Source organism: Bradyrhizobium sp. SZCCHNR1043 (genome assembly GCF_032489675.1).
Taxonomy (GTDB): domain Bacteria; phylum Pseudomonadota; class Alphaproteobacteria; order Rhizobiales; family Xanthobacteraceae; genus Bradyrhizobium.
In genome coordinates this window covers 1-22,480 of the sequence record NZ_JAUEYN010000016.1, presented here as the reverse complement: position 1 = coordinate 22,480, position 22,480 = coordinate 1, and the positions used below count along the sequence as shown (strand labels likewise).

The 22,480-nt window shown below is 64.9% G+C and carries 24 protein-coding genes and 1 pseudogene; 16 read left to right on the top strand and 9 right to left on the bottom strand.

Annotated features, from left to right (window positions below):
* The first annotated feature begins 54 nt into the window (after window positions 1-54).
* The 9 genes from fliD to QX039_RS26345 all read left to right on the top strand — a co-directional run bounded on the left by fliD (window position 55) and on the right by QX039_RS26345 (window position 8,535).
* Entirely contained in the window at window positions 55-1,770 is a 1,716-nt protein-coding gene (fliD, locus tag QX039_RS26385) for a flagellar filament capping protein FliD (protein WP_315770404.1), read from the top strand.
* The gene (locus tag QX039_RS26380) at window positions 1,770-2,195 is read left to right on the top strand and encodes a flagellar export chaperone FliS (RefSeq protein ID WP_315739748.1); all 426 of its coding nucleotides are present in this window, start codon (window positions 1,770-1,772) and stop codon (window positions 2,193-2,195) included. The genes fliD and QX039_RS26380 overlap by 1 nt, the downstream gene beginning before the upstream one ends.
* A gap of 232 nt (window positions 2,196-2,427) precedes the next feature.
* On the top strand, window positions 2,428-2,700 hold the full coding sequence (locus QX039_RS26375) for a hypothetical protein (protein WP_315739747.1): 273 nt from the start codon (window positions 2,428-2,430) through the stop codon (window positions 2,698-2,700).
* Window positions 2,701-3,158: 458 nt separating this feature from the next.
* Complete coding sequence (locus QX039_RS26370; RefSeq protein ID WP_315739746.1) at window positions 3,159-3,824, top strand: flagellar hook assembly protein FlgD; 666 nt, start codon at window positions 3,159-3,161, stop codon at window positions 3,822-3,824.
* Window positions 3,825-3,846: 22 nt separating this feature from the next.
* Window positions 3,847-5,085: a flagellar hook protein FlgE gene (gene flgE, locus QX039_RS26365; RefSeq protein WP_315739745.1), complete on the top strand. Its 1,239-nt coding sequence runs from the start codon at window positions 3,847-3,849 to the stop codon at window positions 5,083-5,085.
* Window positions 5,086-5,088: 3 nt separating this feature from the next.
* Window positions 5,089-5,358, top strand: a complete 270-nt coding sequence (locus tag QX039_RS26360; RefSeq protein WP_315739744.1) for a hypothetical protein — start codon at window positions 5,089-5,091, stop codon at window positions 5,356-5,358.
* Window positions 5,359-5,373: 15 nt separating this feature from the next.
* A complete protein-coding gene (locus QX039_RS26355; RefSeq protein WP_315739743.1) occupies window positions 5,374-5,826 on the top strand; it encodes a flagellar protein FlgN in 453 nt (150 codons plus the stop codon).
* 27 nt (window positions 5,827-5,853) lie between these two features.
* On the top strand, window positions 5,854-7,611 hold the full coding sequence (gene flgK, locus QX039_RS26350) for a flagellar hook-associated protein FlgK (RefSeq protein ID WP_315739742.1): 1,758 nt from the start codon (window positions 5,854-5,856) through the stop codon (window positions 7,609-7,611).
* A 15-nt stretch (window positions 7,612-7,626) separates the two neighbouring features.
* The gene (locus QX039_RS26345; RefSeq protein WP_315739741.1) at window positions 7,627-8,535 is read left to right on the top strand and encodes a flagellin; all 909 of its coding nucleotides are present in this window, start codon (window positions 7,627-7,629) and stop codon (window positions 8,533-8,535) included.
* A 441-nt stretch (window positions 8,536-8,976) separates the two neighbouring features.
* Here the strand turns inward: QX039_RS26345 and QX039_RS26335 are convergent, their stop codons facing one another.
* The 6 genes from QX039_RS26335 to QX039_RS26310 form a co-directional block, all read right to left on the bottom strand.
* A complete protein-coding gene (locus QX039_RS26335) occupies window positions 8,977-9,513 on the bottom strand; it encodes a hypothetical protein (RefSeq protein WP_315739740.1) in 537 nt (178 codons plus the stop codon).
* 139 nt (window positions 9,514-9,652) lie between these two features.
* On the bottom strand, window positions 9,653-9,961 hold the full coding sequence (locus QX039_RS26330; RefSeq protein ID WP_315739739.1) for a BA14K family protein: 309 nt from the start codon (window positions 9,959-9,961) through the stop codon (window positions 9,653-9,655).
* Window position 9,962: 1 nt separating this feature from the next.
* Window positions 9,963-10,745, bottom strand: coding sequence for an alpha/beta hydrolase (locus QX039_RS26325; protein ID WP_315739738.1), 783 nt, complete (start codon window positions 10,743-10,745; stop codon window positions 9,963-9,965).
* A gap of 3 nt (window positions 10,746-10,748) precedes the next feature.
* Window positions 10,749-12,044 (bottom strand): O-acetylhomoserine aminocarboxypropyltransferase, encoded by a 1,296-nt coding sequence (locus QX039_RS26320; RefSeq protein ID WP_315739736.1) that lies wholly within the window; start codon window positions 12,042-12,044, stop codon window positions 10,749-10,751.
* Window positions 12,045-12,136: 92 nt separating this feature from the next.
* Window positions 12,137-12,757, bottom strand: coding sequence for a nitroreductase family protein (locus QX039_RS26315; RefSeq protein WP_315739735.1), 621 nt, complete (start codon window positions 12,755-12,757; stop codon window positions 12,137-12,139).
* 80 nt (window positions 12,758-12,837) lie between these two features.
* Entirely contained in the window at window positions 12,838-13,767 is a 930-nt protein-coding gene (locus tag QX039_RS26310) for an aliphatic sulfonate ABC transporter substrate-binding protein (RefSeq protein ID WP_315739927.1), read from the bottom strand.
* Window positions 13,768-15,219: 1,452 nt separating this feature from the next.
* On the opposite strand from QX039_RS26310, the gene QX039_RS26305 reads away from it, so the two are divergent.
* Window positions 15,220-15,972, top strand: a complete 753-nt coding sequence (locus QX039_RS26305) for a hypothetical protein (protein WP_315739734.1) — start codon at window positions 15,220-15,222, stop codon at window positions 15,970-15,972.
* 400 nt (window positions 15,973-16,372) lie between these two features.
* Here the strand turns inward: QX039_RS26305 and QX039_RS26300 are convergent, their stop codons facing one another.
* Entirely contained in the window at window positions 16,373-17,023 is a 651-nt protein-coding gene (locus QX039_RS26300; RefSeq protein ID WP_315739733.1) for a TetR family transcriptional regulator, read from the bottom strand.
* Between the two features lie 93 nt (window positions 17,024-17,116).
* On the opposite strand from QX039_RS26300, the gene QX039_RS26295 reads away from it, so the two are divergent.
* Both QX039_RS26295 and QX039_RS26290 read left to right on the top strand, forming a co-directional pair.
* On the top strand, window positions 17,117-17,779 hold the full coding sequence (locus QX039_RS26295; RefSeq protein WP_315739732.1) for an O-methyltransferase: 663 nt from the start codon (window positions 17,117-17,119) through the stop codon (window positions 17,777-17,779).
* Window positions 17,780-17,895: 116 nt separating this feature from the next.
* Window positions 17,896-18,546: an aspartate/glutamate racemase family protein gene (locus QX039_RS26290; protein WP_315739731.1), complete on the top strand. Its 651-nt coding sequence runs from the start codon at window positions 17,896-17,898 to the stop codon at window positions 18,544-18,546.
* Window positions 18,547-18,558: 12 nt separating this feature from the next.
* Here the strand turns inward: QX039_RS26290 and QX039_RS26285 are convergent, their stop codons facing one another.
* Complete coding sequence (locus tag QX039_RS26285) at window positions 18,559-19,917, bottom strand: LLM class flavin-dependent oxidoreductase (protein ID WP_315739730.1); 1,359 nt, start codon at window positions 19,915-19,917, stop codon at window positions 18,559-18,561.
* 365 nt (window positions 19,918-20,282) lie between these two features.
* Between QX039_RS26285 and QX039_RS26280 the strand changes: the two genes are divergently transcribed.
* The 4 genes and pseudogenes from QX039_RS26280 to QX039_RS26265 all read left to right on the top strand — a co-directional run.
* Window positions 20,283-20,594: a tannase/feruloyl esterase family alpha/beta hydrolase gene (locus QX039_RS26280; RefSeq protein ID WP_315739729.1), complete on the top strand. Its 312-nt coding sequence runs from the start codon at window positions 20,283-20,285 to the stop codon at window positions 20,592-20,594.
* A gap of 139 nt (window positions 20,595-20,733) precedes the next feature.
* Entirely contained in the window at window positions 20,734-20,940 is a 207-nt protein-coding gene (locus QX039_RS26275) for a PRC-barrel domain containing protein (protein ID WP_315739728.1), read from the top strand.
* 330 nt (window positions 20,941-21,270) lie between these two features.
* Window positions 21,271-21,498, top strand: a complete 228-nt coding sequence (locus QX039_RS26270; RefSeq protein ID WP_315739926.1) for a hypothetical protein — start codon at window positions 21,271-21,273, stop codon at window positions 21,496-21,498.
* A 139-nt stretch (window positions 21,499-21,637) separates the two neighbouring features.
* Window positions 21,638-21,963 (top strand): annotated as a pseudogene (locus QX039_RS26265) (amidohydrolase); the annotation flags it as partial.
* A gap of 137 nt (window positions 21,964-22,100) precedes the next feature.
* Here the strand turns inward: QX039_RS26265 and QX039_RS26260 are convergent.
* The coding region (locus QX039_RS26260; RefSeq protein WP_315739727.1) for a hypothetical protein at window positions 22,101-22,480 on the bottom strand (380 nt) is incomplete at its 5' end.

Here is a 22,480-nt window from a genome sequence, read left to right as displayed (position 1 = left end):
TCTGCCGGGCCGGCGCCACGCCGGTCCGGCCCTTCCCTCGGAGGACGACGATAGATGACGGTGACCAGCGCAACCTCGAGCACGAGCGGCACGACGTCGTCTTCTTCCTCATCATCGACGAGTTCGAGCAGCTCGCTCACGACGTCGGGAACGAGCACGACGAGCACGATCGACTGGACTGCGCTGATCGAATCCGCGGTCAATGCCAAGCTCACCCAGGCGACCCAGATCTCGACCAAGATCACGGCCAATGAGGTCAAGATCACGGCCTACCAGACGCTGCAGACTGCGCTGAAGACGCTGTCTTCGGGATTGTCGTCACTGGCGACGTCGATGGTGAACTCGCTTGCGACGAACGCCTTCGCCACGCGGGCCGCCACCATCAGCGCGACCGGCGACGTCAGCGCCTCATCGGCTCTGTCGATGTCGGTGAGCAACGGTGCTGCGACCGGCAGCCACACGCTGACGATCGGCCAGATCGCCACCGCACATAAGGTGACGGGCACGGCGCAGTCGAGCCAGACCGCGGCACTCGGCTATTCCGGCACGTTCTCGCTCGGCCTATCCGGCGGCAGCACGGCCGACATCACCATCACCAGCGGCATGTCGCTGCAGGATGTCGTCGACGCGATCAATGCCCAGACCTCTACGACCAATGTCGAGGCGTCGATCGTCCAGGTATCGAGCGGGTCGTATCAGCTGGTGCTGACGGGAACCCAGGATTCCGCTGACATCACCTATGCCAGCTCGTCCGGCGACGACGTGCTCAACAAGCTTGGCGTGACCGACAGCTCGGGTGCCTTCACGACCGTGCTGCAGACGGCGCAGGAGGCGGAATTCACGCTCGATGGGATCAGCCTGACGCGCAACACCAACGACATCACCGACGTTCTCAGCGGCGTCACCTTCGATCTGCTGCAGGCGACTCCGTCCGGAACGACGCTGACCGTCACCATCGGGACGGACACGAGCCAGATCTCGTCGGCATTGCAGACATTCGTCACCGACTACAACGCATTCCGCGATGCCGTCATCGCGCAGCAGACCACCAATTCCGACGGGACGGCGTCCTCGAGCTCCGTCCTGTTCGGCGACGGCACCATGCGCGACATCATGAATTCGCTCCAGGCCGTGCTCGGAACCTCGGTCGGCGGGCTGACGATGGCGGACCTGGGCCTGTCGTTCAACGAGAAGAACGAGCTCGAGCTCGATACGGGCACGCTGTCGACGATCCTCAGCACCAATCTGAGCGGCGTGACGACGTTGTTGTCGGCGCAGACCACGACCTCGTCGAGCCAGCTCAGCGTAGTCAATACCGGATCGTCGCCGCAGTCGTTCACCCTGGATCTGACTGTGGACTCGTCGGGGACGCTCACGACCGCGTCGGTCGGCGGCGACAGCTCGCTGTTCACGGTCAGCGGCAACACGATCGTGGGCAATTCCGGGACGATCTATGCCGGGATGGCCTTCACCTACACCGGCTCGACGTCGCAATCGGTCACCGTGACCTCCACACAGGGGCTTGCAACCCAGATCTACCAGATCGCCAAGACCGCATCGTCCAGCACGGGATCGCTGCAGACGCTGATCGACAATCTGACCTCGCAGGACGAGACGATGCAGGCCAAGGTCGATGACATCAAGAGCTCGGCCGCCACGTTCCAGACTCAGCTCACGGCGCAATACGCCAAATATCAGGCCGCCATCGAGAGCGCCAACAACACGCTCACTTATCTAAAAGCCCTTCTCAACGCGAGTTCGAGTAACTGATGACCCAAAATTCGATGGCGCAATTCGCAAGTCAGGCCTATCGCGGTGCTGCGGTGGCCGTTCCGCCGCTCCGGGCCGTCATCATGCTGCTCAACGGAGCGATGCTGAGCTTGCAGAAGTCGCTGCAGGCGCAGGAGGCCCGCCGCTTCGAGGAGGGGCACATCCATGTGACCCGGGCGACCGCCATCCTGCGCGGATTGAGCCTTCACCTTGATCCAACGCGCGGCGGGCCGGTCGCCGACCAGCTGTTCGGAACCTACAACGCCCTGATCGTGGCCGCGCTGCGGGCCTACGGTCGACCTCACATGCGCGAGAATTTCCAGCGGATCACTCAAAGTTTGCTGGAGCTGCGGGAGGCGTGGGAGGCGGTCGATGCGGCAGCCCGGGGAAAGCGAGCAGCCGGTGATTCGGCCAACCGTCGGTAGCTCTGTCCGAATCAGGCACCTGCCGCACTGCGGAAATCTTGGGAAACCGATCAGAAACGGGCTGCATTGTCTCCCGTTTCGGTATCCAGTGCGGCGTCGCGTGCAGACGGCTCCCGAAAAATACGGAGTTTCCCGCGTCCGGTTGCGGTCGATCGTCACAATTGCCGATATCAATTTCGTTCGCGGGCTGAATGCTTTATGACCAAGCCGGAAGCGCTGGATTGGGCGGACGATGGACGTCAGGGAATTCGAGGATCTGATCGGTAGGCTGGGTGAGGACATCTCGCGCTGGCCAGCCGAGCAGCGTCAATCGGCTGCTGATCTGCTTGCATCCTCTCCCGAGGCCGATCGATTGCTGTCCGAGGCACGTCTTGTTCGTGAGGCGCTGTCGTCGCCGCCGGTTCGTGCACCCGCGGGCTTGACGTCGCGTATCCTTGCTGCGGCCAACCGCCTGACCCAAGAGGAAGCGTCAACCGCCCCGGCTGACGCCCACCAGCCCGGCTGAGCTCCGCCAGGGCCGAGCTTGGGCGACTGCGCTTCGGCCGGTTGGGCCGTGGGCGCCGGAACCGCAACACCATCACCCTCAATTTGTCGAGCTCGCTTGCGCATGAATCGGGGGCGCCCGAGTGCGACGACGCGAGCCGTGGCGCGGGAGATGACGCGACGGGTGCAGCCGATCTGACCTGGTCGCGCCGTCCATACTCTCTGCTGGTCTCGTCCTGCCCACCGGCCGAGTGCGCCGCGAGGCCGCGCTGCCGATGCAGAGCGGGGCCCCGCACCAGGCGATTTTTGCCGCCCCTGCGCAACCGCGCGCCGGCAAATTCTGCCGTCGGATCAACTAATTCGACCGACTAATTGTGCGCCTGGATTCGGCGCTCCGGCCGTTTGATCAGCAAACGCCTTCGCGACCGTGTGGTCGTGCTGTGTCCCGCCGCCGTTCGCGGCGCGAGCCGGAGTTCCGTCATGACTGTTTCCGCCGCGAGTTCGTCGACCGCGACCACCTCATCGACCTCATCATCCAGCGACGCATCGCGTACGACACTCAGTTCGACCGACTTTCTTCAGCTCCTGGTGAGCGAACTGCAGAACCAGGATCCGCTCAACGCGACCAGCGTGACCGACTTCATCAACCAGATGACGTCCTACGCCAACTACACCTCGCAGCAGTCGCTCAACAGCAGCATGACCTCGCTGGCTGGCTCGTTCTCGAGCCTGGTGACGCTTAATTCAGTGAACTACATCGGTCACACCGTCGAGGCCAAGAGTGACACTGCCGTTCTCTCGAATGGCTCGGCGACGTTCGGCTATTCCCTCTCGTCGGCGGCATCGAACGTTTCGATATCGATCAAGGATTCCTCCGGAAGCACGGTCTGGACCGGCACAGGGACCGGCAACAAGGGCGCCAATTCGATCACCTGGGACGGCACCGATTCCAGCGGCAATCAGCTCAGCGACGGCGGCCAGTACACGATCTCCGTGACGGCGACGGACTCCGCGGGCACCTCGGTTCTCAACTACACGACGATCACCGGGACCGTAACCGGCATCGACACCTCGACCAGCACGCCGTCGCTCACCGTCGGCGGCGTTCCGGTCAGCGCCAGCAACATTATCGGCGTCACCTCCTGACGGCATTACCCGGAGTACAATCATGAGTCTTTCTGGAGCCCTGTCATCGGCGATCTCGGCGCTCAACGCGCAGAGTTCATCGCTCGCCATGATCAGCGACAATATCTCCAACGCCGATACGACCGGATACAAGACCACGTCCGGCCTGTTCGAGCAGCTGGTGACGGCATCGAGCAGCTCGAAAGCCTATTCCTCGGGTGGCGTCTCGGTCTCCGGCCGTGCCAATATCACGCAGCAGGGGCTGCTGGCCGCCACCACCAACGCGACCGATGTCGCAATCCAGGGCTCGGGTTTCTTCGTCGCGACCAACTCGACTTCGGCCGGAGGCGAGACCTTCTACACCCGCAACGGCGCGTTCACCACCGACAATGCCGGCTACCTCGAGAACAACGGCTATTATCTCGAAGGCTGGCGCACCGATGCGAGCGGCAACGTGGTCGGCAATGGGCTCGAATCGATCAACACCAAGGTTGCGCTGACGAATGGTGGAGCGACCACCAAGACGTCGCTCGCCGCCAACCTGCCGGCCGATGCCGCGAGCGGCGATACCTTCAGCAGCTCGATGACGGTGTACGATTCGCTGGGGCAATCGCACACGCTCAACGTCACCTGGACCAAGGGGGCGACGGCGAACGAATGGACCGCCGATTTCGCGCCGGCCACGGCGTCGGACGGCACCGTGACGAGCGGCACCTATACAATCGATTTCAACTCAGATGGCTCGCTGAGCACGGTCTCTTCGACCAATCTCGGCATCACCTGGAATAACGGCGCGGCGGCCAGCTCGATCGCGCTCAGCTTCGGCACGACGGGCGGCGGCACCGATGGTCTGACCCAGCTGTCATCCGGCAGCACGACGCCGAGCGTCTCCAATTTCAGTGCCAATTCCGATGGCATCTCTTTCGGTACGCTGAGCAGCATTTCGGTCGGCAAGAACGGCCTCGTCGAGGCGACGTATTCCAACGGCCAGACGGTTCCGATCTACAAGATCGCGGTGGCGACCTTCGCCGATCCCAATGGCCTCGTGGCGCATAGCAGCGGCATGTACACGTCGACGGCGACGTCGGGCAATGCGACCCTGCAGGCGTCCGGCGAGAATGGTGCAGGAACCATCTACGGCAGTGAGCTGGAGTCGAGTACGACCGACACCACGGGCCAGTTCAGCAATATGATCTCGGCTCAGCAGGCCTATTCGGCGGCATCGCAGGTGATCTCGGCGGTCAACAAGATGTACGACACCCTGATCTCGTCGATGAGGTAGATCATGGCCGACCTGAAGAGGGAGCGGCTCGGCGAGGGCGAGGCTCTGCTGAAGAAGCTGCGGCGGCTGAGACTGCGCGCCGCGACCGTCGGCAAGGACGACCGCGCGCAACTGTTGACCTTGATTGACGATATCGAAACGGTCCGACGAAAGCTTCTGCGTGAATGCGCGCTGCTCGACGAAGAGCTCAAGGTCGCCACCGTGAGGGTGACGGCGCTGAATACCTACGCCCGTGTCGCGCAGATCAGCCGCCGACCGCAGCGTGAACAGTAGGATGGGAGCGACAGGATGAAACACGCAGTTCAGGCCGATCAGCGGCCGGCCAGCGAAGATGAAGTGCGGACCTTGATCGCGCTGATTGACGAGCTCATCGCGGTGGTGTCGGAGGAGAATGCGGAGCTTGCCAAAGGGCTCCCGGCCTCGCGCTCCAAGCAGCTTGACGACAAGAATCGGCTCGCCGGGCTGTTTGAGCAGCGGGTTGCCGAATGCGCCAGGCGAACGGCGAGTCTCGACGTCCGCGACCGCGTCCTGCGCGAACAGCTCATGGAGCACATCTTTAACCTGCGTGGCGCGATGGACGAGAACCTCGTTCGGCTGCGGGCTGCGATCGAAGCCAGCAATCGTCGCATCGAGGCAGTCATGCAGGCGATCCGCGAGCAGATCGCGAATGCGTCGCCCTATGGCGCAGGCGGGCGACGCACCGCGCGTGCGACGTCCTGTGGAACCAATGTCAGGGCATGATGGCCGCCCAGCAGCGGGAGTAGAGTGATGTCGCTCGACATAGCACGGCTGGTCGCGTTCAGCGGCATCTCGGCCACGGAGCTGCAGATCAGCGTGGCGTCGTCGAACATCTCGAACGCCGACACGAAGGGGTATACGCAGAAGACGGCCAACCAGGTCACGAATGTGACCGGGGGAGTTGGGACCGGTGTTTCGATTACCGGCATTTCGAGCAATGTCGACAAGCTGCTGCTGAAATCCCTGATCGGAGCCAATTCCGAGCTCGGCGCGGCCGACACCACCAACAACTACCTGACGCAACTGCAGCAGCTGTTCGGCAGCGCGTCCACATCCGGCACTTCGACGACGGGAACGTCGCTGGCAAACTCTCTTGCATCGCTGGCGTCCGCCTTGTCGTCGCTGGCAAGCTCGCCCAGCAGTGTTTCGCTGCAATCGGCCGTCGTCAGCGCTCTGGACGATTTCGCCAGCCAGCTGCGCAGCACCTCTGGTGGCGTGCAGACGTTGCGCGCCAACGCCGACAAGGACATCGCGTCGTCGGTTCAGAGCGTCAACGACGACCTGCAGCAGATCGCCGATCTCAATGTCGAGATCCGCAGAATGGCAGCGTCCGGCCAATCGACCGCGGATCTCGAGGATGAACGCAATGCCGCGCTGCAGGACCTCTCGTCCTACATGAACGTCAGCGACTACACGGCGTCGAATGGCGATCTTCAGGTCTATACCTCGTCGGGGCGAGCCCTCGTCGACAGCTCGGCGCACGCGCTGAGCTACACGGCCTCGGCGAATGTCTCGGCGGCTTCGAGCTATGCGTCCGGCGGCTTCAGCGGCATCATGGTCGACGGCGTCGACGTCACGTCCCAGATCACGTCGGGCAAGATCGGCTCGCTGGTCACGTTGCGGGACGAGACCTTGCCGGCCGCGCAGACCCAGCTCGATCAGTTGGCTTTGCAGCTGAAATCGGCGCTGAATGAGATCAGCAATGGCGCGTCGGCCGTGCCACCTCCGGCCACTCTGACCGGGTCGGCGAGCGTCAGCAGCACGACCGCCCTGTCGGCGTCCGGAACGGTCCGCATCGCCGTGGCTGACCAGAGCGGCAATCTCGTTTCGTACCAGGATCTCGATCTGTCGTCCTACGCGACGGTGGGCGATCTGGTCACGGCGCTCAACGGCATCTCCGGGGTCTCCGCCTCGATCGACTCCAGCGGACACCTGTCGATCAGCGCCACGTCGTCGTCGAGCGGCATCGCGATCAACGATATGACCAGTGCGGTCGGCGGCAGCGGCTTCTCCAACTATTTCGGCATGAATGATCTCGTCACCGGCACGAGCGCCGCCAATTTTGCCGTCAACAGCAGCATCTCGAGCGGCGCTTCTGGTCTGCCGACCGGCACGCTCGACGGTTCTGCGACCTTGACGACTGGCAGCCAGGTGCTGACGGCCGGCTCGGCGACGGTTATCAATGCGCTCATCGACAAGCTCACCGGCTCGACCAGCTTTGCGTCGGCCGAAGGCCTCAGCGCAACGACCGGCTCGTTTTCCGACTATGCCGCGGCGATCGTCGCCAATGTCGCCAGCAAGGCTTCGCAGGCCTCCACTGCCTACACCGCGAAGTCGACAGCCCAGTCGAGCTATGCCAGCTCGCTGTCCTCGCAATCGGGCGTCAATCTCGACGAGGAGACCGCGCGGCTGAGCTCGCTGCAGAACAAATACGCTGCCGCCTCGCAGCTGATCTCCGTGATCAACAGCATGTTCTCTTCGTTGCTCACTGCCGTGCAATCGACCTAGTCCGGAGCGCAGATCATGACGATGCGGATTGCGACATTCTCGAACTCCGACCAGATGATCACGAGCGCGCTGCGGACGCAGGCGACCATGGCCAATCTCCAGGTGCAGGAAGCCTCGGGGCTGAAATCGGAGTATCTCGCCGGCTACGGCGCCGACACTCAGCACGTGGTCAATCTTCAGGTCTCGGTCACGCGGGCGCAATCCTATATCGATGCTGCGACCCTGGCCGACAGCAAGGTGCAAGTCATGTATTCCGCGGTGGGACAGGTGTCCGACATCGTCAGTCAGCTGCGCACGGCCCTGAGCGCCGCGAGCTCCGGCAGCAGCACGGGAACCTCGTCGGCGATCAGTACCGCGCAGCAGTTGCTGCAGCAGATGGCGGGCATTCTGAACACCCAGTATGATGGGCAATATCTGTTCGGCGGAGGGCGCACCTCGACTCCGGCTGCCGATACCTCGACCTTCGCGTCCGGCTCGGGATCGCTGGCCACGACGGATACCAGCTATTATCAGGGCGACAGCGAGCTTGCCTCGGTCCGTGTCTCCGACGGCCAGTCCGTGACGTATGGCGTGACCGCCGACAACCCTGCTTTCGAGGAGGTCATGCGTGTTCTGAAGTTCGTTGCGAATAGCTCGACCCTGTCTGGAACCGACATCACCTCCGCGCTGACGCTTGCCGATCAAGCAGTGGACGATGTCGCCACGGTGCAGGCCAAGGTCTCCGATGCAGCGTCCCGGATCGAGAGCGCGAAGTCTCAGCAGACCGACTACAAGAGCTATGCCGAGAGTCTGGCGACCGACCTGACCAGCGTGGACGTCGCTGCGGTCACCGCCCAGCTCTCGACTTATCAAGCCCAGCTCACGGCGAGTTATACCGCCATCTCCAAGATCCAGAGCCTGAACCTGGCCAGCTACCTGCGGTGAGTTTCGGGACATCGTGCGGGCCCAGCAGAGCCGGACTGCCGATTCAAACCATGCGGCTCGCTGGCGGGCATCTCGTCGGCGGACCTCTCACTTGCCCGGCTTGCGATTGCGACGTTCGACAGCGGCGCTGCGCGCGATCGGTGGGGTGGGTATGGGCGGATCAAGGAAAACGCGGAAGTCCAGCAGCTCCATCTGCGGGAAGAGGATGATCAGGACGTCGAGCTGCCAAGGAATTCCGCACCGGAGTCGTCTGCGCCTTCCTCGCCACGGTCATGGCTCTCGAGCAGATCTGGTGGGTAATCGCGCCCGGCGCAATGAGGCGTTGGCGACATTTGTCGTGTTCGTCTGGCGCGATCATGACGAGTACGTCATCCGCGCGGCGGAGGTTGCGCATCGCCGTGCCGGTGCGTCGGGCGAGCCCCACGCACCAGCGAAATCACATCACCAGCGATGATGGGCGCGGATCACGCCATGACCGTAGCGGTGTCCGAAATGACGGCCGCCGTGCCAGCCATGATGGCCCCAACCCGGACCGCGGTAATAGCCGTAGCTGTGCCGCCACGGCCGCGGGCCATAGGAATAGCCGTAGCTGCGATAGATCGGGCGCGGCACGTAGCTGTAGCCATAGCCGCCGTAATAGGGCCGGTAGGCCGGGTAGTAGCCGCCATAGCCGTAGGGATAGGCGGCGTAGCGGTACCCGCCGTAGTAGGGATAGGGCGCGTAGCCGCCATAGTAGGAGGGTGCGGCGATCGCCGATCCGATCAGGGCACCCGCCAACAGCCCCGCGCCGATCGCGGCACCGCCGCCCCAGCCGCCATGCCAGCCGCCGTAGCGGACCTGCACGGCATTCGAGCTTTCGACGCTCGGTTTGGCGGCTGCCGACAGCGACGTCAGCGGCGCAGCCGAGACCGAGTGCAGCGTGGATACAGAAAGTGCGCCGGCGATGGCGAGCGTCGCGGCGGCTTTGAAGGTGACCATCCTGATGTCTCCCGTTGATTCAGCGCTATGCTCAACCGGACGAGACGAACTTCGTTGCATTTGTCGCAGCGGACGTTTTGTCACGCGCCATTGGTCCAGGCGGCGGTCGATGCCGGGGGGGGCATCGACCTTGGTGTCGTTACGGGCAGGAATGGCGCAGGCCGTCATTGCCGAGATAGGTGCCGGAGCCCGGGTCGTAGGACCGGAACCGCTGGGCGCAATAGGCCTGGGCGTTGGCGGCCTCGGCGCGGCTGTCGGCGATGGCGCCCCCGATGATCGCGCCGGCCGCGAGGCCGCCGAGGGCGGCGGCACCCGCACCATAGCCGTGGCGATGGCCGTAATAGCCGTGGCGAGGACCGTAACCGCCGCGCCAGTGGCGATATTGCACCTGCTGCGGCTCGGTCGCGTTCTGCGTCGCTGGGGTCGGCGACCGGAACCGTGACCGCAAGCTATTCGATCAGCGCATCGAGCAGCGCATCCGGGCATTCTGTCATCATCGTATGTCCCGCGCCGGGCAGGACGGTCGTGCGCGATTGCGCAATCGCAGCCGCCAGCGCCTTGCCGGCCTTCAGCGGTGTCATCATGTCCTTCTCGCCGAGGATCAGCCGCGTCGGCACCTTGATCCTGGCCGCCGATGCCAGCGCATCCTGGTACTCGTTGCAGGCCGAGAGATCGTTGAACAGCACGTCGGGCGCGCAGCGTTCCAAGGTCGCCTGCGCGCAGCCATGCATCCACAAGCCCGGCGCGCGGCTGCCGCCGAGCTCGGCGGCAAAACCGAGGCCCCAGATCGAGACCATGTCGATGGCGGCGTGATCGTTGGCTTCGGCGGCCTTCAGGAGGTCAGGCCCGACCGTCATCGTCGCCGCGGTGCCGATCAGGCTCAGCGCCGACACGCGATCGGGATGGCGTGCCGCGGCATCCAGCGCGATCAGCGAGCCCATCGAATGGCCGATCAGGTGAGCGGGCTTCGCGTTCACCGCCTGCAAAAGCGCGACGATCCAATCGGCCATCGCAGCGATGGTCGGCAGCGACGGTCCCGCCGAGCGGCCATGGCCCGGCAGATCGGGCGCCAGCACGGCAAAGCCATGATGGGCGAACCAGCGACTGTGCAGCGCCCAGACCGAATGATCGAAGCCGGCGCCATGGATGAAGACGACGGCGGGCAGGGACGAATCGAAGTCGCGGCCGCCCGTGGCGGCGAAGACCTCGTGATCTCCGATCGACAGCTGCATGGCTCACACCTTCTGCGAGGCGCGCAGCGCCTGTCCGAGATCGTCGATGATGTCGCTGGCCGCCTCGATGCCGACCGAGAGCCGGATCAGCTCCTCGCCGATTCCGGCCGCAGCGAGCTGGGCTGCGTCCATCTGCTGATGCGTGGTCGAGGCGGGGTGGATCACCAGCGTCTTGGCATCGCCGACATTGGCGAGATGGCTGATCAGCTTCAGGCTCTCGATGAACTTGCGCCCCGCGGGACGTCCGCCCTTGATGCCGAACGAGATGATCGAGCCGGCGCCGCGCGGCAACAGCTCCTTGGCGAGCGCATGGTCCGGATGGGTCTCGAGCGAAGGATGCAGCACCCAGTCGACGGCCTTGTTGGCAGTCAGCGCCTCCAGCACGGCGCGGGTGTTGGCGACGTGCCGCTCCATGCGCAGATGCAGCGTCTCGACGCCCTGCAGCAGATGGAACGCGTTGGTCGGCGACAGGCAGGCGCCGAAATCGCGCAGGCCTTCGGTCCGCGCGCGCATGATGAAGGCGGCCGCGCCGAACTGCTCGTCGAAGACGATCCCGTGATAGCCGGCATAGGGCTCGGTGAGCTGCGGGAACTTGCCGGACGCGCGCCAGTCGAACCGGCCGCCATCGATGATCGCGCCGCCGATCGCGATGCCATGGCCGCCGAGCCACTTGGTCGCAGAGTGCATCACGATGTCGGCGCCTTGGGCGATCGGCTGGCTGAGATAGGGCGTCGCGAAGGTGTTGTCGATCAGGAGCGGCACGCCGGCCGCATGCGCGATCGCCGAGACCTTGGGGATGTCCAGCACCTCCAGACCGGGATTGCCCAATGTCTCGCCGATCAGGAGCCGCGTGTTCGGCTTGATCGCGGCGCGGAAACCGTCGTGATCCCTGGGCTTGACGAAGCTCGTGGTGATGCCGAAGCGCGGCAGCGTGTGCGCGAGCAGGTTGATGGTGCCGCCATAGAGCGAGGAGGAGGCCACGATGTGATCGCCCGCATTCAGGAGCGTGGCGATGGCCAGATGCAGCGCCGCCTGGCCGCTCGCGGTGCAGACGGCACCGACGCCGCCTTCGAGCGCGGCGAGCCGCTCCTCGAGCACGGCCGTGGTCGGGTTGGAGATGCGGGTATAGATGTGGCCGGCGCGTTCGAGATTGAACAGCGCCGCGGCGTGCTCGGTGTCGTCGAACACGTAGGACGTGGTCTGATAGATCGGCACCGCGCGGGCGCCGGTCGCGGGATCCGGGTGCTGGCCCGCGTGCAGGCTCAGGGTCTCGAAGGCGGGCGGTTTCGGCGGCGGCATGCGGATCAACTCTCCTCAAGCAGATCGCATCTTCTGCCACAGATTTCGCCGTCAGTCAGGAGCGGCGCGGTGCGCCGCCCCTGCGACATCGATCAGCCGCCGAAGCGCTGCGGGAACAGGCCGGCCGAGGCGATCTCGGCGATGGACAGGCGTGCGCTCGGCTTCTCGCGCTCCTTGAGCATGGCCGGCAGCTTCTCGCCATCGCCCTTGCGGCCGACCGCGATCGCGATCTCCACGGCGAAACCGTCGGGCACCCCGAGCGCTGTCTGTGCGGCGGCGACGTCGAAGCCGCTCATGCCGTGGGTGATCCAGCCGGACACCGCCGCCTGGTTGGCGAAATTGGCCCAGGCCGCGCCGGCATCGAAGGAATGCGTGCGCGTCGGTGCCGGCTCGGTCTTGCCCGCCGGGATGAAGGTCTTCTTCGACAGCACGTAGACGATCGCCGCGGCATGCTGCGCCCAGCCGCGGTTGAACTCGACCAGCGGCGCCAGGAAGGTGTCGAACTCGGCCGAGCCGCGCAGCGCGTAGAGAAAGCGCCAGGGCTGCGAATTGTAGGAGGAGGGCGCCCAGCGTGCCGCCTCGATGAAGGTCAGGAGCTCCGTCTCCGGAAGCGCCTCGTCGCTGAAGCCGCGCGGCGACCAGCGATCGACGAAGATGCGATGCGCCGGATGCTCGGTGACGCGGTCGGTCGGCGGGGGAAGATGGGCAGTCACGGGGGTCTCCTTCGTTCAGACTCGTCATCGGGCCTCGTGCCGCGCGTCGCTGCGGAGCACGATCCTCGCCTCTGCGTGGCTCACGGCGCTTTGGGAGTCCAGATCGCCAACGCAGATGTATCCACCTTCACCGGCAGCACGCGCTCCGCAAGGAAAGCGTCCGCGATCTTCTGCTGCTCCGAGAGGCCGGCCGCGGTGACCGCGCCGACCTGGTAGGAGCGGTGGCTGTTGGCCTCCTCGACGGTGGCGGCATCGATGCCCCAGAGCGCTGCGAGCTGGCTCGCCGCGGCGCCCGGATTGGCCTTCACCCATTTGCCGGTTTCGACGAGCTTGCCATAGATGACGTTGAGGGCGTCGCCGTGCCCGGCGGCGTAGTCGGCGGATGCGAGATAGTAGCGCTTGTAGCTGGCAAGCCCGTCGCTGCCGTCGGCGAGCACGCGCGCCCCTGACTGGCGGAGGGTGCTGGTCAGGAACGGATCCCACGCGACCCAGGCGTCGACGTTGCTGCTGACGAAGGCGGTTCTGCCGTCGGCGGGCGGCAGATAGGCGGGGGTGATGTCCTTGAAGGTGAGACCCGCTTTGGTGAGCGCGGCGAGCAGCAGATAGTGGCTGCCGGCGCCCTTGGTCACCGCGATCTTCCTGCCTTTCAGCTCACCGAGCGTCTTGGCCGGCGAAGCCGTTGCCACGAGGATCGCCTGCGCCGACGGCGAGGCGGCCTCCTCGGCGACATAAGCGAGCCTCGCGCCCGCGGCCTGCGCGAACACCGGGACGGTATCGGCGACATCGGCGCCGACATCGATGCTTCCGATGTTGATCGCTTCCAGCAGCGGCAGGCCGCTGGAGAATTCGTGCCACGACACCTTGATGCCGAGCGGCGCCAGCGCCTTCTCCAGCTCGCCATTGGTCTTGAGGAGGGCGATCAGGGTCGAGGATCTCTGATAGCCGATGCGCAGCGTCTCGGCTGCGTCGGCTTGCGACGTGGCGAGCGCACCGAGCAGGGCCGCGGCCATCATCAGGACGCCGCGACGGGCGAGATGCAAGGGCCGCGCGCGGCGCAGGCCGCTGAAGGACGGTGTCATTCGGCAATCTCCCAAACAGGCGGTTGCATGCAATTGTCCAGGATCATTCGCAGGATCGTGAGCCCTGCGCAATTTTGCAGATATGTTCATATGGAGATGAAAGTTTCTCATGTGCCCGTGCCGCGAGAGGTTTTGTTTTCTTGGCGCGCGAGATCTGACGAGACAGCCGCTCGCATCCTCGCGACGCGCAGGGCGTCCGAGATGTGTCTGCCGTTCGTCCCTCCATCGAGAGAGGGCACAGGGAAGGCCGGGCGTCGACTGACACCCATGGCCCGCGTGCAAAAAAGGAAGCACGCGGCGGTTACCACAGGATCAGCCGGACATCCGGCCTTCCCTGCGCAATGGGCTTACGGCTTATACGCGATCTCCCCGGTGCGCCGGGCTTTCTGGCCACCGTCATCCGCGAGACACGCAAGCATCTTCGCGAACTTGATACTAGCGTCGGAGTATCAGGACCACGCGATTTCGCCGTCCGGCTCCCATCGTTCGTCCGCGCGCTTGACGCACGCTGCGACGAGAACCGGCCATCGCATCCCGCACCAACGTTTCGTGACGTTCGCGAAGCGCCCCTCTCGATCGGGCGGGATAGGGTGATACAACCACAAATTCCGAAAAAAAGAAACAAGAATGTTTTTCGCAGGAGGACTGGACAGGGCAAATCAGCTTGAGAACGCGGGCGAATTTCGTTCCGTCGCGCAAGCGCGAGGAGAAGCAATAGGCTCGTCACGCAAGACCTGGAGCTTTGGCATATGACAATCAGCTTGAGCCCCTCTGCCTCCACGTCATGGCCGGGCCTCGTCCCGGCCATCTACGTCTTAGTAACTCTCCGCAGAGGTTTGGGCGGGTTGTCCGATCGAACGGCCTTGCATCTGCCGGCCGAGATGAAGCGCGGGAGCTCATGAGCGGATTTGGCCTGAGGCCTCCGACTTGCGCGGTGCGACAAATCGGCAGCCATTGGGGGCAGGAGCCGCGGAGCAAGCGCATTCGGGAGGACAGCCCGTGACTAAAGCAAGCCTCCGCGACCGAGTCAGCGGCGTTCGCACTCAGCCCATTGCGGGCATCCCAAGCGTAGACCGGGTAGTCCGAGCCCGGGCCACGGGCGGACATGGCAATGGAGGCGGCAACTCGTCGTCGCCAAGCACATTCCTCAGGACGTCCACTCGATCAGCTGAATGGTGACAATCTTTGTCGCCATGCGCCGTGTTTACATTGCGCAGCACGTTGGTGAAGCCGCCGCCCACACCGACGACGCCTGCATGGTTGGAGAACCCGCAGCTATCGCGGGGTTGCCTCGACTCATGTCGGGGAAAAGGCAGGCGGTCGGCCTTGCCGCGCCGACGCCGGTCTGTAGGATTGCTGCCGCATTCCAAAGGAGACATATTGATGAGATCGTTGATTGCGGCTTCCCTGATTTTCGCTACCCTCGCCACCCCGGCGTTAGCCGCGCCGCCCGCCAGCTGTGCCTCCAAGTTCGTCGGCGAGTGGCGGCATTCCGGCAGTGGCAACCGCGGTTCGGTGAAGGCCGACGGCCGCGCGCTGTGCAGCGAACATCCCGCCTGCGTGCAGGGCACCTGGACCTGCTCGGGCAACGTCCTCACCTACACCAACAGCCTCGGCACCTGGAACTACACGCTGGCGCCCGACGGCAAGTCGATGTCGACCGGCACGGCCACCGCGACTCGGATCGGGCCGGCGCCGGCGAGCGCCCGTTCGCGCGCCTCCGATACGGTGGCCGACGCCCCCGATCGGGCCTGCAAGGCGGGAAACATCGCCTCGCTGCAGGCTCACGACGACAGGCTGAAGGGTCTGTGGCAGAGGGCCAGCGAGCGTGAGCAGTGCGGGCCCATTCTCGCCCTCGGGAGAAAGCGAATCGAACTGCTCAAGCAGATCAATTCCGGCAGCTGCGGCAAGGAGTCGGTGCAGATCGGCGCGAGCAACGAGATGACGAAGGTCGCCTCGGTAATGTCGAAATGCGACCAGACCTACACCCCGTCCGACCCCGGCATCCTGAGGCGGGCGGGCGGCACGATCCGAGGTTTCGTCAAGGACCACGTCTTGAAGTGCGAACCTACCTCCGAGAACAACAACTGTGCGCCCAAGCCCCAGCGCAACGGCGGTCCCGGCGTCAGAGGTTAGCCCCTCTGATCCACCCAAATGTGACGCCGCTCCACGCACTCTGCCGGTGCAGCGTGATCGTTCGCTTTGGGTCAAAGCCGCCGTCCGACGGCCTACTTCCGGTTGAACCCCTAGAACCGACGTCGCAAGCTTCGACCGAAAGGCCCGGGATGGGCAGAAGCGGACGAATGTCACTCTTTGAGCCGACTTTCGTACGCTTTCACGTGATGCGGAAACAGTTCCTTGTAGGATGGCTGCGCGATCCCGAGGCAGGAAACTTCCCGCCCAAGTGGATTTTCAGCTTCGCCGTACTCGCAAACCTCGACGTGCGAACAAACAAGTGCAATCCTGTCCGCCGTCCTTGCGCAAACACCTAAGAAGTATCGCGCTAAGGAGAGGCGGGGACGCGCCGGCTGCGGGACTACCCGGCCTTGCGTCTGTGAGGCTTGTTCGCGGTGGAGAGGTACGCACAGAACATGTCGGCCATCGCATCGGCATAGGCCGATATCTCGGCCCGGCTGCGCGGCGTCTCCGAGAAGTGCTTGCCGACCTGGCTGAGCGTCGTCTTGATCAGGTCTGCTGTCCGCGCGTGCTCGGCCTCTCCAGCACCAGGCAGCACCTCGTGCATGAAGGCGAGCATGGCGTGGCGGCCACTGGCCTTGGCCCGGCGCGCTTCGGGCGCATCGCGGTAGAGCGGGGCGGCGTCGTCGAGCGCGCCGCGCACCGCGGCTTCGTCGCACTCCGATTGCAGGAACGCGTGAACGAGTGCGCGCAATCGCGTCAAAGGCGGACGGCGCGTGTCCTCCAGAATGCCGTGCAGCAGTTCCGTCGTCTGCTGCCACTCGTCGCTCTGCAGCCTGAACAGGATCGCCGCCTTGTTCGGAAAATACTGATAGAGCGAGCCGACGCTGACGCCGGCCTTCTCGGCGACGCGCGCAGTGGTGAAGCGTTGCGCGCCTTCCTTCGTCAAAACCTGAACAGCCGCCTGCAGAATGGCCGCGACGAGGTCGGCCGAGCGTGCCTGTTTCGGCAGTTTTCGCAGGGAAATCGGGGCTTTTCGAACCAGGGCCATGGAGCGTTCCGAAATGCGATTAGCGAATGCGAATGATTATTCGTATTCTGACTTCGACGCAAACGACACGCATCGAGAACACGGAGAATATCAATGATCACCCTGACCACTCAGCCGGTAGCGCCGCTGCTGGATCGCCTGCTTGCCGAGGCCACGTTGCTGCGGCCGGAGACGAGCCCGATCTTCGCCGGCATGGCCGAACGGGGCGCGCAACTGATGCGCAGCAGGTCCGGCCATGTCGAGCTCTACACGCAGCTCAAGGACTTTCCGTTGCCCGTGTCGCGCGACACCGGCGTGCTGCTCTACATGCTGGCGCGCGGCGTCAGTGCGCGATCGATCGTCGAATTCGGCACGTCGTTCGGCATCTCGACGCTGTTCCTCGCCGCGGCGCTGCGTGACAATGGCGGCGGGCGGCTGATCACCACGGAGTTCGAGCCGTCCAAGGTCGCCCGTGCCCGTGCCAACCTCGCGGAGGGCGGCCTGGCCGATCTGGTGGAGGTCCGCCAGGGCGATGCGCTGCAGACGCTGAGCGCCGATCTGCCGGAGACCATCGATCTCGTGCTGCTCGACGGCGCCAAGCCGCTGTATGGCGATATCCTGGCGCTGCTCGAGAGCCGGCTCAGCGCCGGCGCGTTCATCGTCGCTGACAATGCCGACCACAGCCCCGACTACCTCGCCTACGTCCGTTCGCCGGCCAACGGCTATCTGTCGGTGCCGTTCGGCGACGAAGTCGAATTGTCGATGCGGATCGTGTGAGCGGCCGGCGACGAACGGCGATGCCCGCCACCCTCATAGGCGAATGTGCCTGGAGTTGACGTTTGGCCGACGATTGTTCACGAGGAGAGTCCCGTCATCATGAGCGACCGACCTGCATGCCTCGCATCCTCTTGATCAATCCCAACAGCTCGGCCGCGACCACCGCGATGATGGTGTCGATTGCGGCCGCCTGTTGCGCCGGCCGGGCCGAGGTGGTCGGCGCGACCGCGACGCGGGCGCCGGCCATGATCGTGGATGCCGAGGCGCTGGCCGCATCGTCGGCGGAAGTGGTCGATATCGGCCGCGCGCATCGCGATGCTTGCGATGGCATCATCGTCGCGGCGTTCGGCGATCCCGGCGCCGCGGAGCTGCGCAAGCTCTGCCCGCTGCCGGTGGTCGGGATCGGCGAGGCGTCGATGCGCGAGGCCGCGCAAAGCGGGCGGCGCTTCGGCGTCGCCACGGTGACGCCGGCGCTGGTCGTGAGCATCGCAGGCCTTGCAGAGAAACTCGGGCTGTCGGCGCAGTTCACCGGGACGCGGCTGACCGAGGGCGCCCCGGCCGCGCTCGCCACCGATCCGGCGCGGCTTGCTGCCGCCCTGGCTGACGCCACGCGCGCCTGTATTGCCGAGGACGGCGCCGAGGCCGTGATCATCGGCGGCGGGCCGCTGGCGCAGGCCGCCGATCAGTTGCAGCGGCAATTCGCCGTGCCGATCATCAAGCCGATCGAGGCAGCGGTGGCTGTGCTGCTGTCGCGTCTGTCGGGCTGAGTGCCAGCAGCATTACGGCCGGTAGCTCGCCGCCGGATGCGGTGCCGCGAGCCGGGCGCGGCCGAACATCTTCTCGCGTAGCGTTCCCGGCTGGTAGGCCTTCTTGTAGCGGCCGCGTCGGGTCAGCTCCGGCACCAGCATGTCGGTGACATCGGCAAAACTCTCCGGCGACAGCGCAAAGGCGAGGTTGAGGCCGTCGACGCCCGTCTGCTCGATCCAACTCTCGACGAGATCGGCGACCTTCGCAGGCCCGCCGACGAACACCGGGCCGATGCCGCCGATGCCGACATGCTCGGCAACCTCGCGCACGGTCCACACCCGGTCCGGATCGGCGCGCGTGACGTTGTCCATGGCGCTGCGGCCGGCATCGTTGAGCACGTGGCGGACCTGCTGGTCGAGGTCGTAGGTCGAGAAGTCGACGCCGGTCCAGCCCGACATCAGGGTCAGCGACGCCTCGTGGTCGATGTAGCGGCGGTAGTCGGCAAACTTCGCCTCGGCCGCCGCATCGGTCTCGCCGAGCACGACGGTGGCGATGCTGAAGATGACGATGTCGCTGCCGGCGCGACCCGCGTCGGCGGCGGCCTGGCGGATGGCGGCGACGCGCGGCGCGATGATCTTGGCCGACGGGCCGGACATGAACACGCATTCGGCATGGCGGCCGGCGAACACGCGGCCGCGCGGCGAGGTGCCGGCTTGATAAAGCACCGGCGTCCGCTGCGGCGACGGCTCGCAGAGATGGATGGCGTCGAGCTGGTAGTTCTCGCCGCGATGGCTGACGCGGTGAACCTTCGTGGGATCGGTGAACACGCCGCTGGTCCGGTCGCGCTTGACGGCGTCGTCCTCCCAGCTGCCTTCCCACAGCTTGTAGACGACCTCCATGTACTCGTCGGCGACGTCGTAGCGGTCGTCATGCGCGGTCTGGCGCTCCCTGCCCATGCCGCGTGCGGCGCTGTCGAGATAGCCGGTGACGACGTTCCAGCCGATGCGGCCCTCGGTGAGATGATCGAGCGTCGACATCCGCCGCGCGAACGGGTAGGGCGGCTCATAGGACAGCGTGCAGGTGACGCCGAAGCCGAGATGCTCGGTCACGGCGGCCATTGCCGAGATCAGCATCATCGGATCATTGACGGGCACCTGGATGGCGTGGCGGAGCGCCGCGTCGGGGTTGCCGCCATAGACGTCGTAGACGCCGAGTACGTCGGCGAGAAACAGTCCATCGAAGCGGCCGCGCTCCAAGGTCTTGGCGAGGTCGAGCCAATAGGGCAGGCGATTGTAGTCGGAGGAGCGGTCGCGCGGATGCCGCCACAGGCCGGGCGATTGGTGCCCGACGCAGTTCATCGCAAACGCATTCAACCGGATGTCCGCAGCCATGATGTCCTCGACGCTGTCTTGAGCCGACCAGATGGCACGCTTCGCCTATGGTTTTCAATCGCGTGGATGCGCACGGCCGCTGCGCGCCGCGGATCAATGACGGCGCAGGACGGGCCGTGGCCCGCACGTGGGGAGGACGAGATTGACGGCGATCCGGATCACGACGCTGGCCGCGCTGGTACTGACATCGTCGGCTGTGGCCTCCGTCCATGCGCAGGATTTCAAGGCGAGTTGCGCCGCGCTCGCGCAAGGCTTCGCCGACAGCGGGCGCGTCGTCACGGCCGAGTTCGTCGCCGCGGGCGGCGTGCAACTGGCACCGCCGGCACCCGCGGGCGTGACCGCCTCTGGGGCAGCGCTTCCCCGAGTTGTTCGACGGCGTCATCGCGGGCGCGCCGGGCCTATCGCGTGCCGCTTGCCGGGTCGCGTGGCTGTTCCTGGTTCCCGGCATGAACCATTGCGGCGGCGGACCCGCCACCAATCAGTTTCACTTGCTGACCGCTCTGGACCAATGGGCGGAGGGCACGGCCGCGGCGCCTGAGGCGATCCACGCCACCGCGCGGCGTGCGGCCGATGTACCACGGCCCGGGCGCACGCGCGATCTCTGCGCGTTCCCGAAGGTGCTGACCTCCAAGGGCAGCGGCAGCCTCGAGGATGCAGCGAATTTCGAGTGCCGCTGAACAGGTCGTGCATGCCGTCTGCACGGTGTGCACGATCTCTTGATGAGCGGTTGACCCGGGAGGGGGATGAGCCGATCTATCTGCCAGCCGACCTGTCTCCGCAGCGTTGCGGCTCCATCAGCCCACACACCGGTCCCTCATGGTTGCCAAGACGCGAGCCTTCACCATTCTGTGCGAGTTCGAGCACGTCCAGACCGAGCTGATCGGCAAATGCGTGGCCTTGAGCGACGGCAAGGCCGGAACCGTGGAGCAGGTGTATCTTGATGAGCTGCATGGATTGCGCATCACCCTTCGCGGTCATGACGGGCGCTGGCCGGTGTCGACCATCAAGTTCACGCAATCCTGAGCGGCGGCGTTGGTCTCGGATTTGGAACGCTCAAACGATCGAAACGGCTTGATTACGCGTCGCATGGCGTTGCGTGGGGCATCGGATCGAGCGTTCGAACTTCTCGAGCGGCCTTTGCAGAGGCCTGCCGGAAGACCTGTGTATCGCATATCAAATGATACGAGAGCGGGCCGGCGCTGCAGCTAGCCTCGATGCTCCCGGCGCGGCCGGCCGCTGCTGCTCTGCCGCCCGGACTAGGGTGGTCGCGGCCGATTCACTTATGTTGATGCGCCCGGCATCTCCTGATCTAGAGTTGTCGGTGCGCATCAATGAAACTGGATGCAAACCCGCATGGAAGTAGAAGGTCGGAAGAAACGGCGTCGGCGTGTCAAGCAGACGATGTCGTTGGGTGAGCGGTTGCTAGAGATGGCGCGCGAGGCGCGAGACAGGGCGAAACGTCTGCCGCCGGGCATCGAGCAGGCCAGGCAGCTGCGGCGCGCCCGCGAGGCCGAAGCGATCGTCGAGCTCGATCGCTTCCTGACGGCTCCAGCACGCAGCACTCCGCCGCGATCGCGTTGACGCCGTCTCGCGCCGGCGTCGGACGAGGGGGGCGCGGCGCTGCCAGTGGTGTTTCCGGAACTTGCGGCAACAGGGCTGACCGATCCGGCCGAGGCCGGGCCAATTCCGGACGGCACCCTCTCAACCTATCGCAAGACGCATCCCGGCCGGTGCCGATCTGCAGCACTGGCCTCACCTCCGTGTTCGCGGTGGTGAGAACAACGCCTACTTCGCATTCGCGAATGTGTGCGACGCCGCGAATTTCGATCCCGGGCTCAGCGGCGTGTTCGGTCCGGATACATCAGCGTTTCCGCGCCGTGAGGCGATCGTCGCAGGCGGGGGAGGGGATCGAGACCGTCGACATCGACACCAGCAATCTCGACAGCTTCCATCCGACCAACGTCGTCCGGCGGAAAGATCTCGTCCCGCATGCGGATGCCGCACTCGTATCGTGCGCTGGTGCAACCGCACACGAGCAATTCCTGACGCTGCGCGCGCCAACCGTTTCAAAATGGAACGGAAACGGCGTGTGACGGGTCCGAGCGTGGGGGGCGACAGCGCTATCCACATTTCTGCACAGCCGTCGCAAAAAGTTCTTGCACGGGATGCGGCGCCGCACTATCTCACCACCACGCCAGCCGGACATCACTGATGACTGAGGCCCCCGACTTTCGGGACCAACGTTGCTTTCTTTGGTGTTTTTTCTTCCGACTGGCTCCTGAGTTTTTCTTCAGAAAAGCTCTTGACGGTCTCTCAAAATCAGCTATGTGAAGCGCCCCGGCAACGGGGACTTCGACGGCGAAAGAGACCAGAGAAGTTGCACTAATTAGTTCAAGCGAACTAACAAGTGCGGGCTGTTTGACAAGTGAAGATGAAGAAAGAGAAACGTGGACGGCGGAGTCCTTGCGGGTCTCGGGATTGAGAGCTTCGGCTTTTGGTTCTGGGATCGGACGAGAAGACTTCGGCGGACAATGTTTCAAAGGTAACACCATGGTTTTCGCGC